Raw genomic sequence first — 13891 nt, forward strand, 5'->3', positions numbered from 1 at the left:
TGAATATTTAGTTTACGTTGGAGGTTCTTTATGACCAATCTATTTCAAGACGGCGCGATTTCAATCCATGGCGCCCAAGAAAACAACTTAAAAAACGTTAGTTTAGATATTCCTAAGCACCGCACGACCGTGTTTGCCGGACTATCCGGTTCTGGTAAATCTTCATTAGTGTTTGATACCCTGGCCGCCGTTTCGCGCCGGGAACTGAACGAAACTTTTCCGAGTTTCACCCAACAGTACCTACCGAAATACGGACAACCGGAAGTCGCGAATATCGACCACTTACCGGTCGCCATCGTCGTGGAACAAAAACCGATTGGCCGCAACTCCCGCTCGACCTTAGCAACGTACACGGGCATCTATTCCGTGTTACGCCTGCTGTTTTCACGGATTGGTCAGCCGTGGGTCGGTTATTCCGAATGGTTCTCGTTCAACCTCCCCCAGGGGATGTGTCCAAACTGTCAGGGACTCGGCTTCGTGGACGACGTCGATGAACAACAGCTGTTTGATCCGGAAAAGTCGCTCAATGAGGGCGCACTGACCTTTGCCGGCTTTCAACCCGGAACTTGGCGGTGGAAGGAATACGGTAACAGCGGCCTGTTCGATTTAGATAAAAAGTTAAAGGACTACTCGGCCGAAGAATACGAGCTCTTGATGCACGCACCCCAGCAAAAACTCAAGAATCCCCCGGCACAGTGGGCGCGGACAGCGTTATACGAAGGGTTGGTCCCGCGCATGCTGCGCTCCGTCATTCACAGTGCTTCCGGCCGGCACCACCAAGCGGCCCTGGCTAAAATTGTGACCCGCAAGCCGTGTCCGGTTTGTCACGGCACACGTTTAAACGCTAAAGCACTGACGGGTAAAATTAACGGTAAAAACATTGCGGAAGTTAGTGATATGGACCTAGTCAACGTCCTCACGTTCCTTAATCAAATCACGGACCCCAAGGCCAAAACGATGGTCCACGATTTAAAACGCAAAGTGCAAGCGTTAGTCGATATCGGCTTAGGCTACCTGTCACTCGGTCGGGGCACCGACACCCTGTCCGGTGGGGAAGCCCAACGGATTAAAATCGCCAAGTACTTAACCAGTTCACTATCCGACCTGGTTTACGTGCTCGACGAACCCAGCGTTGGCTTGCATCCGCACGATATCCAACTGATCACAAAGTCGCTTAATCAATTAAAGCATCAGGGCAACACCATCGTCCTCGTCGACCATAACCCGGCAATTATCTCCGCGGCAGATTACGTTGTCGAAATGGGCCCCCAGGCGGGTAAAAACGGTGGTCAGGTCACCTTTAAGGGCACTTACGCCGAATTATTAAAATCGGACACGCTGACCGGCCGCGCCCTGCGCACGCCGCTTACTTTCTGTGAGCCGCGGTCCGCGCCAGCCTGGCTGGAAGTTGACTACGTGACCAACCATAATTTACGCGACGTTAGCACAAAAATTCCCCAAGGGGTGATGACGGTCATTTCCGGCCCCGCCGGTTCTGGTAAAAGCACCCTGGTCAACGCCTTTAAACAACAAGTTGCCAATCAGGACTACGTCGATTTAAGTCAGGATGGCGTCGGCATCAATATCCGCTCCACCCCGGCAACCTACTTAAAGATCCTAACGCCGCTTCGCAAACTATTCAGTAAGGCCAACGGTGGCGTTTCAACCCAGTTATTCAGTTATAACGGCAAGGGAGCCTGTCCGCGGTGTAAAGGTAAGGGCATCATGATCACCGAGATGGCCTTCATGGATCCGGTCGTCCAAGAATGCGAACTTTGCCATGGTAAACGGTACAGTCCCGAGGCACTTCAATACACCTATCATGGTAAGAACATTGCCGAAGTGCTCAACCTATCGATTGACGACACGCTGGCCTTCTTTAAGGACGTACCCAGCATTTACAAAAAGGTGCAGCTCCTTCAGCAGGTCGGCCTCGGGTATCTGAGCCTAAATCAATCGATGACAACCCTGTCCGGCGGTGAAGTCCAGCGGGTCAAGCTCGCCATGGAACTAGATCATACGGGCCAAATTTACTTTCTCGACGAGCCGACGACTGGGCTGCACTTGCAGGATACACAAAAATTAATTGACCTATTCGAACGGCTGGTGGCCAAGGGCAATACCCTGATTCTCATCGAACACAACCTCAAACTCATCGCCCAAGCTGACTGGCTAATCGATATGGGCCCCGACGCGGGTAAGTTTGGCGGCCAGATTTGCTTTGAAGGGACGCCGCAAACCAGCTTGAAAGCGACAAGTTCGCGAACTGGTACGGCCTTAGCGGCGTTACGGGCTTAACGCCGACCAATTATCATGGATCCGTTTAAAACGCCCCCAACCACCCATCGAAGTGGTTGGGGGCGTTTTGGAACAAAAAAAGAACTCAATTCAAAATTGAATTGAGCTCTGTCAGTGCCGATAAAAGCTTTTTAGAATTCTGCGTTCCCCGGTGTCCGTGGGTAAGGGATGACGTCACGGATGTTGTCCATCCCGGTGAGGTACATCACGAGCCGTTCGAAACCGATCCCGAAACCGGAATGCACGGTTCCGCCGTACTTGCGTAATTCCAAGTACCACTTGTAATCTTCTTCGTTCATTTCGAGTTCGGCCATCCGCTTTTCAAGTACGTCTAAGCGTTCTTCACGTTGGGACCCACCAATTAATTCCCCGATTTCTGGCACTAATAAGTCAGCGGCCGCAACGGTCTTGCCGTCGTCGTTTGCCCGCATGTAGAAGGCCTTAAAGTCCTTCGGGTAATCGGTAATGAAGACCGGCTTCTTGTAAACTTGTTCAGATAAGTACCGTTCATGTTCAGAATCCAAGTCTAAGCCCCAGTAAGGTTTAACTTCAAATTCCACGTCGGTCGCCTTTTCCAAAATGTCGATGGCGTCCGTGTAGGTCACTTGGGCGAACTTTTCGCCGGCCGTTGCTTTCAACCGGTCAATCAAGGTATCGTCAACGTTGGCGTTCAGGAATTCGAGTTCTTCCTTCGCGTGGTCCATGACGTAATTGATTACGTATTTCAACAACTCTTCTGAACAGTCCATTTCATCCTGCATGTCGGCGAAAGCCAGTTCAGATTCGATCATCCAAAATTCGGAGACGTGGCGACCGGTGTGTGAGTTTTCGGCACGGAAAGTTGGGCCAAAGGTGTAGACGTTCCGGAATGCCATTGCGAATGGTTCAACTTCCAATTGACCACTCACCGTTAAGTTGGTTTCCTTCTTAAAGAAGTCTTGACTGTAATCGACCTTGCCGTCGTCAGTCTTCGGTACGTTGTTCATGTCTAACGTCGTGACTTCGAACATTTCGCCGGCGCCTTCAGCATCCGAACTAGTAATGATCGGCGTGTGCACGTAAACAAAGTCGTGCGTTTGTAGGTATTCGTGAATTGCGAACGCGGCTAACGAGCGAATTCGGAAAACCGAGTAAAAAGTGTTCGTCCGGGGACGTAAGTGTGCAATCGTCCGCATGTATTCGTACGTGTGAGCTTTCTTTTGTAACGGGTAATCGGAATCCGACGCCCCTAATTCAACGATTTCGGTTGCGTGAATTTCGAACGGTTGTTGCGCCTTTGGCGTTAACGCGACTTCACCAACGACCCGAATCGTCGTACTGATTGGAAATTTAACGACTTCGGCGTAGTTAGCCATGTCACTGGTCAACACGACCTGAACGTTCTTAAAGAACGACCCGTCGTTTAATTCGATAAACCCGACCCGTTTGGAACCCCGAACGGTCCGAATCCAGCCTTCAAGCGTTACTTTGTCGCCATCGGCAAATTCTTTACGGTATAAATCTTTTACTAAAACGTCTGCCATTTGCTTCTCCTTTGATTTTTAGAATGTCAGGACTAAAAAAAGACCTTTCATCCCCTGTAACAGGGACGAAAAGTCTTTCCGCGGTACCACCCAAGTTTTTTTATAAAAAAACACCTCAAAGCACACCGAAGTATGCCTACCAGTGATAACGCACTGGGACTGCGTCGAGGCCTACTGTGAGTTCAGCCCGAGGAAACCAAGATGTTTTTCTGCCAAACCGCCTTACCGGGTTCTCAATCACCCCGGCTCCCTGTAAATCAAGTTTGACGTACTCGTTCTTTTTACATTCCAAATATTGATTTTCTTAAATGTAGCATATTCCCAATTCATTTGTAAAGTATAGTATGGTAATTATAGTCACAAATCTTTGGAGGCAAGCATGCGTAAACTCAAGAAATGGTTGATTGGGATCGGCTTAACCCTCGTCGCCGCCCTTGCTATCGGCCTAATCGTTATCAAATCTAAGCAGTACCACCCGTCTAATGAAGCGACGGTGGCGGCTCAAACGAGTCAACAAGTTGGCAGTACCATTAAATTCGAAGGTAACCCCAACAATCCGCGGGTCGTCTTTTACCCCGGCGCCCTCGTTGAACCTAAAAGTTATAGTCTTTGGGCCAAGCGGGTCGCGGCCGCCGGTTACAGTGTCTACATCGTCCACTTTCCACTCGACCTCGCCGTGTTAAACGCTAACGCGGCCAAGTCATTGACGGGGACGCACGGATACGTTATCGGTGGGCACTCCCTCGGCGGTACGATGGCCGCCCGCTACGCACACAACCACCCCCAACAGCTCAAGGGCGTCTTCTTCCTGGCAAGCTACCCGGAAGCAAAGGGGTCGCTTAAAAAGACCAGCGTGCCGGTTTTATCGGTCACCGCCTCGCGGGACGGCGTGTTAAACCGGACTAATTACCGCAAAGCCGCCCAGTGGTTACCAAAACAGACCGTTTTTCAGGTCATTAACGGCGGCAACCACGCCAGCTTCGGTAGCTACGGTCATCAGCGTGGTGACCACGCCGCAACCATCAGTAACTACCAGCAGCAGCGGGCCGTCAGTGACCTTCTGATTCGGTGGTTGAAATATCAAGTTAAGCGTTAATTAAAGGCGCGGTCATTTTGCTTCATGACCGCGCCTTTAATCAATCCCGTTCCTTTTTCAAATAGTACTTGGTCGTACCCACGAACGGGCAGTCGACCAGTTCACCAAAAATTTCAAAGCCGCAACGCTGATAGAAACCCAGTGCCTGGTGAGCCTGCGTACAAACCGTGATGTAACGACAACGTTCGCGAGCAGCGATCTTTTCCAGTTCCGCCATTAACTGCCGCCCCAGTCCGGCCCGCCGCCGCTGACTAACGACCCCCAGTGAAGCGAGGTGCAGCGTATTTCCGTACAAACTGGCCACCGCACCACCCTGCCACTGACCCTCATCGTAAAGTGCGAATGAGTAAGTCGCGCTGGGTACCGTCTCCAAACCGTCAAATAACTGCTGACGCTGAGCATCTAAAATTTGATAAATCCGCGCAGTATTGTCCGCCTCGGGCACTGACCGTAATTCCATTTGCTTTTTCCCCCGTTTTAAATTGTTTAACTTCAAATTAACCGATTATCGTGGTAAATGCAAGCGGTTTTACAGCTTGGACCTAACCGGCTTTTCGTGCGTTAAGTCGAACCGGTTTGTTTGCTCAGCTTATTATTGTATACTTACGATAATCATAATCAATACTTAAATAGGTGAGTGTCACCACCAACTCGCCCGGCCAGCCAAACAATCTTAAGTTTACGAGTAATCTCAGCTTTAAAACCGTTAACTTTCATTTTTTAGGCCGGTTCAAAGTTGAGCTACCTCGCATTTTTGGCTATACTGGTTCAGGACAAATAAAAGGAGGAACCTATTTTGATCAAAGAATTCAAAGAATTTATTGCGCGTGGTAACGTGATCGACCTAGCTGTTGGGGTCATCATCGGGTCCGCATTTACCGCCATCGTTAAGTCACTGACCGATAATTTAATCAACCCGCTGATTGGGATTTTTCTTGGGAAAATCGACCTTTCAAATTTAAAAGTTAGCATCGGAGACGCCACCTTCAAATACGGTGCATTTTTAAATTCAATCATTAATTTCTTTATCGTCGCCATCGTGGTCTTTATTTTAGTCAAAATTATTAATAAAGTCGTTAATAATAAGCCGGCCGACGAAGAAGTCGAAGAAACGCCGGCCGCATCGGAACAGTACCTCGAAGAAATTCGCGATTTACTGAAAGAACAAGCCAAAAAATAATTATTTTTGATTCCAAGCAAAGTTTCTACCAAATGTCTATATGGTATTGAAACTTTTTTTGTTATACAATATATAGTGCAATTTTCAATAAAGAGGGGCTATCATGGTGATAATAACAGCAGGAATGATCGGGGTCGGCAAAACCACGTTAACGGGATTAATTGCCGATCACCTTGGAACTAAGGCTTTTTACGAACCAGTTGGCGACAACCCAGTCTTGCCGCTTTACTACTCTGATCCTAAAAACTACGGGTTCCTTTTACAAATTTATTTCCTAAACAAACGCTTTGCAATGATCAAGAAGGCATTGGCCGATGACAACAACGTCCTCGACCGTTCGATTTACGAAGATGCCCTCTTCACCCGCGAAAACAACGCCGAGGGTAATATTTCGGATACTGAACTAAAGGTCTACCTGCAATTGTTAGACAACATGATGACCGAACTGACTGAATTACCTAAAAAAGCTCCGGATTTGATGGTTTATTCCGAAACGGATTTTGATACCATCCTCTACCGGATTAAAAAACGCGGTCGTGATTACGAACAATTTGATAACAATCCCGAACTGGAATCTTACTACTACAAAATGTGGTCCGCCTACCGTAAATGGTACGACGAATACGATGCTAGTCCGAAGATGAAGATTGACTTGCAACACTACGACCTCGAAAAGCCTGAGAACCAACAAGCCGTTCTCGCACAAATCGACGCCGAATTAACTAAAATCCGCAAACCAGAAAACGTCTAACGACGACTGGTCAGCGTAATAAAATCCCCACTCAACGTTTTGGTTGAATGGGGATTTTTATTTAGTTTAAATCGCAGCCCGGACGTCACGGGCTAATTCAAAATCATTGGTAATTACGGCGCTCACCGCGTGATCGAATAATTGCCGCATCTCATCGGGGTCGTCGACTGTCCAGACCCGTTCGGAAACGTGGTGGACCGGTTGATAATGCTCTAGGTGCAAGCCCTCCAGGTGTTCGGCCTTCGCGAAGGTTTCCGGATTACCGATGTGAGCGGAGGTTAAAAAGGCGTATTTTTGGGTCGGATCAATCGCGTAACTGCGTTCTAAGCTACGGAGATTAAACGAAGAGAATACCACCGCGTACACTAAGTCGGTCTGCTTAACCATCCGTAAAACGGTATGCTCAATCCCCGGGTAGTACTGGCGATCGGTTTTAAACTCCAAGTTAAGGTGAACGACTTCCCCGCTGACCAAGTTTAAAAATTCCGCGAGTGACGGAACCGGTTCACCGTTCGCTAAGTGCACGTGGCGTAACTCCTGGAAGGTGTAGTCGATAATCTTCCCGGTTGCGTCGGTCGTGCGATCAACGGTTTCGTCGTGCATTATCACGGGAATCCCGTCCTTAGTCAGGTGAACGTCAAACTCCAATCCGTCCACGTGACGGCTAATGGCGTAGGCGAACCCCGCCAGTGAGTTTTCTGGAAATTTGACGGGCACCCCGCGGTGTCCATAAATCAACGACTTGATCGTCATTTCAATTCATCCTCTCTTCTCGTCGTTATTATTATACGTGTTTTCCGCTCGTTTGCGCGCTCAAAGGACCCTTAATTTAATTCACACAAAACCGCGACACGCCTTAAGCACGCCAGAGCAACGTATCAATCGAATGAGAAATTTGTTAAAAAAGTGTCACATCTTTGTAAATAAAAATCAGTCCCAGTCATTTGACCAGAACTGATTATTTTTAAACTGAAAAAATTGGTAATCGTGCTAAACGTTACGCGTCATCCGCTTAGGCATCGTCACCGGTTCATGATCCAAATTCGTCCGCACAACTAACGTATCACAGGTTGCGTTGCGAATAACGTAGGACGCGTTACTCCCAATCAGGATCCGCGACACGTTATTTAGGCCGGTCGCTCCCACAATGATTAAGTCAGAGCCAAGTTCTTGTGGCAGCGTCGTGGCCAAAATTGTTTTTGAATTGCCGGTCCGCAAATGGACCGCTACATCCTTAACACCGGCGTCAACGGCCAGGTGACGAGCCTCAGCCAAACTTACTTTCAGCCGGTTCGTCATTTCATCCAACATTTGTGGGGTTGCGGCGCCAAACCCCATTGGGCCCTGCGTAATACCGACAAACTTTTCCGTGTTGATCACCGTCACAATGTCAAGGGCCGCACCGCTCTCGACTGCGATGGCAATTGCCTTCTTCAAAGCTAACTGTGCCTGTGGCGAGGTATCAATACCGACAAGAATACGCTGATATTTGGTCATCACAACTACCCCCTTGAATTAATTTTAGTTATCGGTGGTCAAAACAGCGATTGATTCGGCGTAAATCGCCATCGCTGCCAATAAATCATCGACCGGTTGGAATTCGTTGGCTTGGTGCATCGTATCCTGAGTATGTGGGAACAGTGCCCCGAAGGCTACACCGCGATCCATCATGCGACCGTACGTCCCACCACCAACGATTTCTGGTTCAGAATCGTGGTCACCAGTTTGACGGCGGTAAACGTCCATCAGTTCCTTAACGATCGGGTCCTGTGGATCAACGTAGTGCGGCACCATGTAATCGCCCTGCGCAACCGTCGTACCAGCGGGAACCTGCGCCTTGATTTTAGTCGTTAAGTCGGCCGGTTCGATGCCCTTTGGATAACGGAAGTTAAGCGTTAAGTCGCCACCCTGTTCGTGATCAAAGTGCAATAGCCCGACGTTCATCGTCAGGTCGCCCATCACGTCATCGGTGAAGGCTAAGTCTAATTGTTCGACCCGCGAATCGTCGTGCAGCTTAGTCGCAATGAACGTTAAGAAGTTCGCTGCGTCACCACCAAAGTCGTACTGACTCAGGAACGTTGCTAAATAGGTCCCGGCGTTGATTCCGTTACGTGGTTCCTGACCATGAGCGGCTTTACCAACCACTTCGAATTTCAAGCCGTCCGCAGTTTCCGCAACCGAACCGGTTACTGGTTGACCCGCGAGGAAGGCGTTAAAATCAGCCGTTAATTGCGCTGCGTCCGGGGCCGTAACCACCGCTACGGCTTCCCGTGGCACCATGTTTTCACGTAAACCGGAGTCAAAGGAAACGAGCTTGGCCGCCCCGTTATCCGCGGTGCCAAAGTGCAGTTTCAGGCTAACGTTCCCCTTTTCACCGTTGATCAACGGAAATTCCGCGTCCGGTGAAAAGCCAAAGGTCGGTGCCGGTTCAACTTCAAAGTAGCGTTTCATTCCGGTCCAGTTACTTTCTTCGTCAGTCCCAACAATAAAGCGGACCTTCTTATTCAGCTTTAAGCCTAATTCTTTAACGATCTTCAGACCGTAGTAAGCCGCCATCCCGGGACCCTTATCATCGGAAGCACCGCGGGCGTATAACTTACCGTCTTTAATGGTCGGTTCGAACGGGTCGGTATCCCAACCGTTACCCGCCGGCATTTCGTCCACGTGGGCCAGAACGGCTAAGGTTTCATCACCCTCACCATATTCGGCATAGCCGACTAAGTTATCGATATTTTTAGTTTTGAAACCGTCGCGTTTGGCAATCGCCAGGAAAGTTTCGAGGGCCTGCTTCGGACCAGGGCCTAACGGCGCGTCGGCCGTGGCCTTGCTATCGTCACGAAAACTTGGTACCCGTAACATCGTTGTTAAATCAGCTAAGTAGTCATCCTTATGCTGTTGCGCTGCTTGTTGCCAGTCAATTGTCATTGGATCATTCCTCCCACCTATTATTACTTTAATTCTATCATAGCTGCCTGAAACTTAATAATCGGAAGTCACTTAATTGGCTAAATGGTATACTCAAGGTAAAGCACACGAAAGTTGGTGATTTATTGATGCATCCAATTACTGCACAGCTCGTCCACCAAACCATCCGGCCCCGGCCGGCCGAATCCTATAAGGGCAACTATGGGCGGGTCTTACTAATCGGCGGTAACCAAAACTTTGGCGGTGCGATCATCATGGCCGCGACCGCCGCGACTTACAGCGGCGCCGGTCTGGTGACCGTGGCGACCGACCCACAAAACTTTGCGAGTTTGCACGCCCGTTTACCGGAAGCGATGGTCATGGACTACCACCAAACCGACGCTGTTTTAGCGCTAATGGCCGGCGTCGACGTCGTGGTCATCGGCCCCGGTCTTGGAACCGATCCGGGTGCTGACCAGCTGCTCAGCGCCGTTTTAACCGCCGCTAAGCCGCAGCAACGCCTCGTCCTCGACGGCTCGGCGCTAACACTTCTGGCTGCCACGCCGCGCCCGCTGCCCGCTAGTCCGATTGTCATAACGCCCCACCAAATGGAATGGCAACGGCTGAGCGGCTTGGCCATCAAAGATCAAAGCCCGACTGCCAACCGGCGCGCTCAGCGGCAACTCGGCGTGATTGCGGTCGTTAAAGCCCACCACACCACGATTTACACGGACCAAGACGTTTGGTTCAACCCGGGCGGCACGCCGGCGATGGCAACCGGTGGCATGGGGGACACGCTCGCGGGGATGGTCGGTGGCTTTGCCGGTCAGTTTAGTGATTTTACCGCCGCGATTTTAAGCGCCGTCTACTTACACAGCGCCATTGCGGACGACTTAGCTGCCACCCGCTACGTCGTCCTCCCGCACCAAATTAGTGCGTTGATTCCCGAATACATGCACCGTTACAGCGTTGCGGTACCCGATTAAAACGTAAAACGACGTTCCACTTTGAAAGCCCTGCTTTCGTGGTGGAACGCCGTTTTTTATTAGTTACTTCATTAGACCGTCACCGGTTGGCCGGCGTCGCGTTTGAGCGCCGCCGTTTCGTCAGCCGTCAGGGCGCGGTAATTACCGGCTAATAAGCCCACTGGTAATTGTAACGAACCAAAACTGACCCGCCGTAACGAGACGACCCGTTCACCCAGGCTACCGACCATCCGTTTAACCTGGTGGTACTTACCCTCGTGAATTTTGATCCGGACCGTCGTAAAGTTTTCAATCTCGTGGTAGGCTACCACGCTGGCTTCGGCCGGTTGGAGCTGGGTGCCGTCCTTCAGCACCAGTCCATCTTGAAAACTCGTCAGTTGTTCCGGCGTCACTTCGCCGGTCACTTCCGCTTCGTAAACCTTGGTAACGTGGTGGGCGGGTGAAAGCAAGGCGTGGCTGAGGGCGCCGTCGTTAGTAATCACTAACACCCCTTCCGTGTCCTTGTCCAAACGTCCGACCGGGAACAAATCGTCGCGAAAATCGGTGCTATTGAACAAATCCATCACCGTTTTGGCACTGGCATCCGTCGTGGCCGTAATCACGCCGACCGGCTTATTTAAGACGTAGTAAAAGTATTGTTGATAACGGACCGGCTGCTCGTCTAAATAAACGACGTCGGTCCCAGGATTGACCTGTTGCTTGCCGGATAAAACCGGTTCACCGTTAGCCGTCACGTGGCCGTCCTTGATCAACTTCCGGACCTGGGTCCGCGTCCCGATTCGCATGGCGTGTAAAAATTTATCTATTCGCATCATTCACCTACTTAATGCGTAGCTTCCGGCGTAACCCGGCAGCTCGCGACCCAATCATCATGTCGGCCAAGCGCGATTTTAACGTAAAGTACGCGTAAATTGCACCACCGACCGCAACCGCAACGATAACGATCAGCATCGATTGCGTCTTACTTTGTTCATTGAAAACTAAATTTAGCAGAAAGACCGCCAAGCGCGCCCCAACGTACGTTAAAATCGCGTACATCAAGATTCGGTTGACCTTTGGTAAAATTCGCACGTAGCGAATGCCAAAGTTAACTTCCAAATCATATAACGCCATCAGACTTGCCACCGTCATCCCGATTGCCGTGGCCACCAACGGTCCAGCCGTGGACAGCAGGTAAATACAAGGCAACTGGATAATTAATTTCACGAGTAAGCCGATCAGGTAATAGCGAATAATATCGCGGTTACGTGATAGCCCCTGCATCAGTGCCGAAACCACCGTGAACAGGCCTAAAATAATGGCCGTAAAGGCGGAAATTTGTAAAATCAACGTCCCGACCTGGTCGTAACTATAAAACAACGTGTTCAGCGGTTGGGCAATTGCTGCCATTCCGAGGGCCCCCGGAATCATGATGAACAGGAACAAAATGATGGCGTCTTCCAACTGTTTACGAATATTACGGCGGTTATGACTCGCAAGTGATTCGGATAACAGTGGCACCACCGTCACGGCAATCGCCGAAGCGAGCGAAACGATGATCATCACTAACTTGTTGGCATTAAACGCAAAATACGCGTATAACGTGTTGATCTGGGTATCGTCGAGGTGGTAAGCCAGCTTCATCATTGGTTGGAAGGTAGCCTGGTCTAACAGGTTAAAAACAGTCGTGGCCGTATCGACCACGATAAACGGAATCGCTTGGACAATAATATCTTTGAACAGTTTCCAAACCGGAATTGCGAGCTTATTATCGCTTTGTTCAGCTAACGCGTTCAGTTCCGGCCGCTTACGGTAATAGTACCAGCCCAATAACAGCAGACTAGCTGCTGCCCCGACAAAGGCGGCAAAGGTCGATTGGGTGACCGCCTTGACCCAGTCACCCCGTTGGACCTTCATAATGAAGAAAGTTGCCGCTAACATGTAGAGCACGCGGAAAACTTGTTCAATGAATTGTGAAATGGCAGACGGTGCCATCTGTTGGTATCCTTGGAAAAAGCCCCGCGTCAACGACATCGATGGGATAATGACTAACGCAATCGCTAGTGCCCGTAACACTGGAATCACGTTCGGGTCACCACCACCAAAGACCACCCCAATTGGACCGGCACCGAACCACATAATCGCGCCGCCCACGATCCCAAACGCGGACGTGAGTAAGAGACCACGCTTATATAATCGTTGCCCGACCGCGTACTCGTTAATGGCGTTATACTCTGAAATTTGTTTTGAAATGGCCGATGGGATCCCACCGATGGCCACTAACAGGAAGAAACTATAAATATTGTAACCCTTGGCGTACAGGGCGTTCCCCTGAGTGTAGTTGCTGCCCATCCACAGGACCCACGGAATAATATATAAGGCTCCCAGAATGCGTGAAAAAAGGCTCCCAGCCGTCATCCAAGCTGATCCGCGAACCATCTTTTGGCGCGCTTCAGCATCCGAATTAACGTGCGGATTCGCTTTTGGTTCCTCAGACATGTTCGTAACCCACTTTCTTAGTTCAATCTTAATCATTTTAGAGGAAATATCCCACGGTTGCAATCCAAATCCGAACTTAACCGTGAGTTTAACCGAACCTTAACGGATTCATTAAACCTGTTCAGATTCAGTTCAGTCCTTGTCACCCCCTATACTACCGTGAAGCCCCGTCAGACGTGAGAAAAAGCAACGGGTACCCGCCGTTTAATTAAGTCAGCGCCCCAACTGAACGCTGCTTGACTTTCAGGCCCACAGCGCTATCCTTGAAATCAGCGTCACCAACGGGGGGAACATAACATGACAGACGAAAAACTGAACGCTTTTATTACGCAACTTAGTGACTTATACCAACAACCGGAAATCAAACGGGTCCCGGCGTTGCGCGCCTTACTACTGACAGCCGCTAACCGACTCAACCAGGACGAAGACTTCGGTCAGGTCGTTTCGGACCTTTCACACGCCATTTCGCAACGCTACGTTGCCCACCACGACGTTCCGGACGTCCTGATTCAATTCTATAATCAAATTCAAACCGATGTTCAGGCCGGTAAGTATGACGACACGAACATCCGTAACTACTTCATCGCTACCGGACTAATTTCACTATCCATTTCGTTTGGTGGTTTCTAGCCAGCAAAAAGGCCGTGCACAAAATTTTTCTTGTGCACGGCCTTT

General features: G+C 49.9%; 13 protein-coding genes and 1 other annotated feature. Of the genes, 6 read left to right on the forward strand and 7 right to left on the reverse strand.

Annotated elements, in window-relative coordinates:
- Window positions 1–30 precede the first annotated feature (30 nt).
- Window positions 31–2298 carry an ATP-binding cassette domain-containing protein gene (locus FFM82_RS00560; protein WP_137643914.1) on the forward strand — a complete coding sequence of 756 codons (2268 nt, stop codon included), beginning with the start codon at window positions 31–33 and terminating at the stop codon, window positions 2296–2298.
- Between the two features lie 131 nt (window positions 2299–2429).
- On the opposite strand, the gene asnS is transcribed toward FFM82_RS00560, so the two are convergent.
- Window positions 2430–3821 (reverse strand): asparagine--tRNA ligase, encoded by a 1392-nt coding sequence (gene asnS, locus FFM82_RS00565; RefSeq protein WP_137643915.1) that lies wholly within the window; start codon window positions 3819–3821, stop codon window positions 2430–2432.
- Between the two features lie 58 nt (window positions 3822–3879).
- Window positions 3880–4115: a binding site (T-box leader), on the reverse strand.
- A gap of 85 nt (window positions 4116–4200) precedes the next feature.
- Between asnS and FFM82_RS00570 the strand changes: the two genes are divergently transcribed.
- A complete protein-coding gene (locus tag FFM82_RS00570) occupies window positions 4201–4917 on the forward strand; it encodes an alpha/beta fold hydrolase (protein WP_137643916.1) in 717 nt (238 codons plus the stop codon).
- Window positions 4918–4957: 40 nt separating this feature from the next.
- On the opposite strand, the gene FFM82_RS00575 is transcribed toward FFM82_RS00570, so the two are convergent.
- Window positions 4958–5377: a GNAT family N-acetyltransferase gene (locus tag FFM82_RS00575; protein ID WP_137643917.1), complete on the reverse strand. Its 420-nt coding sequence runs from the start codon at window positions 5375–5377 to the stop codon at window positions 4958–4960.
- Between the two features lie 336 nt (window positions 5378–5713).
- Here FFM82_RS00575 and mscL point away from each other — a divergent pair, with 336 nt between their 5' ends.
- Window positions 5714–6097: a large-conductance mechanosensitive channel protein MscL gene (mscL, locus tag FFM82_RS00580; protein WP_137643918.1), complete on the forward strand. Its 384-nt coding sequence runs from the start codon at window positions 5714–5716 to the stop codon at window positions 6095–6097.
- 103 nt (window positions 6098–6200) lie between these two features.
- The gene (locus FFM82_RS00585) at window positions 6201–6848 is read left to right on the forward strand and encodes a deoxynucleoside kinase (RefSeq protein ID WP_137643919.1); all 648 of its coding nucleotides are present in this window, start codon (window positions 6201–6203) and stop codon (window positions 6846–6848) included.
- Between the two features lie 66 nt (window positions 6849–6914).
- Here FFM82_RS00585 and FFM82_RS00590 read toward each other — a convergent pair whose 3' ends face one another.
- The 3 genes from FFM82_RS00590 to pepV form a co-directional block, all read right to left on the reverse strand.
- Complete coding sequence (locus tag FFM82_RS00590) at window positions 6915–7601, reverse strand: glycerophosphodiester phosphodiesterase (protein WP_137643920.1); 687 nt, start codon at window positions 7599–7601, stop codon at window positions 6915–6917.
- A 237-nt stretch (window positions 7602–7838) separates the two neighbouring features.
- Window positions 7839–8345, reverse strand: a complete 507-nt coding sequence (locus FFM82_RS00595) for a universal stress protein (protein WP_137643921.1) — start codon at window positions 8343–8345, stop codon at window positions 7839–7841.
- Window positions 8346–8369: 24 nt separating this feature from the next.
- Complete coding sequence (pepV, locus tag FFM82_RS00600; RefSeq protein WP_137643922.1) at window positions 8370–9773, reverse strand: dipeptidase PepV; 1404 nt, start codon at window positions 9771–9773, stop codon at window positions 8370–8372.
- Between the two features lie 128 nt (window positions 9774–9901).
- Between pepV and FFM82_RS00605 the strand changes: the two genes are divergently transcribed.
- A complete protein-coding gene (locus FFM82_RS00605) occupies window positions 9902–10738 on the forward strand; it encodes an NAD(P)H-hydrate dehydratase (RefSeq protein WP_137643923.1) in 837 nt (278 codons plus the stop codon).
- A gap of 71 nt (window positions 10739–10809) precedes the next feature.
- Here the strand turns inward: FFM82_RS00605 and FFM82_RS00610 are convergent, their stop codons facing one another.
- Both FFM82_RS00610 and FFM82_RS00615 read right to left on the reverse strand, forming a co-directional pair.
- The gene (locus tag FFM82_RS00610) at window positions 10810–11550 is read right to left on the reverse strand and encodes a pseudouridine synthase (RefSeq protein WP_137643924.1); all 741 of its coding nucleotides are present in this window, start codon (window positions 11548–11550) and stop codon (window positions 10810–10812) included.
- A 7-nt stretch (window positions 11551–11557) separates the two neighbouring features.
- Complete coding sequence (locus tag FFM82_RS00615) at window positions 11558–13216, reverse strand: putative polysaccharide biosynthesis protein (protein ID WP_137643925.1); 1659 nt, start codon at window positions 13214–13216, stop codon at window positions 11558–11560.
- 297 nt (window positions 13217–13513) lie between these two features.
- Here FFM82_RS00615 and FFM82_RS00620 point away from each other — a divergent pair, with 297 nt between their 5' ends.
- Window positions 13514–13846 (forward strand): bacteriocin immunity family protein, encoded by a 333-nt coding sequence (locus FFM82_RS00620; protein WP_137643926.1) that lies wholly within the window; start codon window positions 13514–13516, stop codon window positions 13844–13846.
- Window positions 13847–13891: the final 45 nt, after the last annotated feature.

The sequence above is a fragment of the Lactiplantibacillus plajomi genome, assembly GCF_005405405.1.
GTDB classification, from domain to species: domain Bacteria; phylum Bacillota; class Bacilli; order Lactobacillales; family Lactobacillaceae; genus Lactiplantibacillus; species Lactiplantibacillus plajomi.

Bases quoted from the DNA above. Each gene is read 5' to 3' on its own strand.
- FFM82_RS00585 (WP_137643919.1), top strand. From the start codon at position 6,201: ATGGTGATAATAACAGCAGGAATGATCGGGGTCGGCAAAACCACGTTA.
- FFM82_RS00620 (WP_137643926.1), top strand. From the start codon at position 13,514: ATGACAGACGAAAAACTGAACGCTTTTATTACGCAACTTAGTGACTTA.
- asnS (WP_137643915.1), bottom strand. From the start codon at position 3,821: ATGGCAGACGTTTTAGTAAAAGATTTATACCGTAAAGAATTTGCCGAT.
- FFM82_RS00595 (WP_137643921.1), bottom strand. From the start codon at position 8,345: ATGACCAAATATCAGCGTATTCTTGTCGGTATTGATACCTCGCCACAG.
- FFM82_RS00560 (WP_137643914.1), top strand. From the start codon at position 31: ATGACCAATCTATTTCAAGACGGCGCGATTTCAATCCATGGCGCCCAA.
- FFM82_RS00590 (WP_137643920.1), bottom strand. From the start codon at position 7,601: ATGACGATCAAGTCGTTGATTTATGGACACCGCGGGGTGCCCGTCAAA.
- FFM82_RS00610 (WP_137643924.1), bottom strand. From the start codon at position 11,550: ATGCGAATAGATAAATTTTTACACGCCATGCGAATCGGGACGCGGACC.
- FFM82_RS00615 (WP_137643925.1), bottom strand. From the start codon at position 13,216: ATGTCTGAGGAACCAAAAGCGAATCCGCACGTTAATTCGGATGCTGAA.
- FFM82_RS00605 (WP_137643923.1), top strand. From the start codon at position 9,902: ATGCATCCAATTACTGCACAGCTCGTCCACCAAACCATCCGGCCCCGG.
- pepV (WP_137643922.1), bottom strand. From the start codon at position 9,773: ATGACAATTGACTGGCAACAAGCAGCGCAACAGCATAAGGATGACTAC.
- FFM82_RS00570 (WP_137643916.1), top strand. From the start codon at position 4,201: ATGCGTAAACTCAAGAAATGGTTGATTGGGATCGGCTTAACCCTCGTC.
- FFM82_RS00575 (WP_137643917.1), bottom strand. From the start codon at position 5,377: ATGGAATTACGGTCAGTGCCCGAGGCGGACAATACTGCGCGGATTTAT.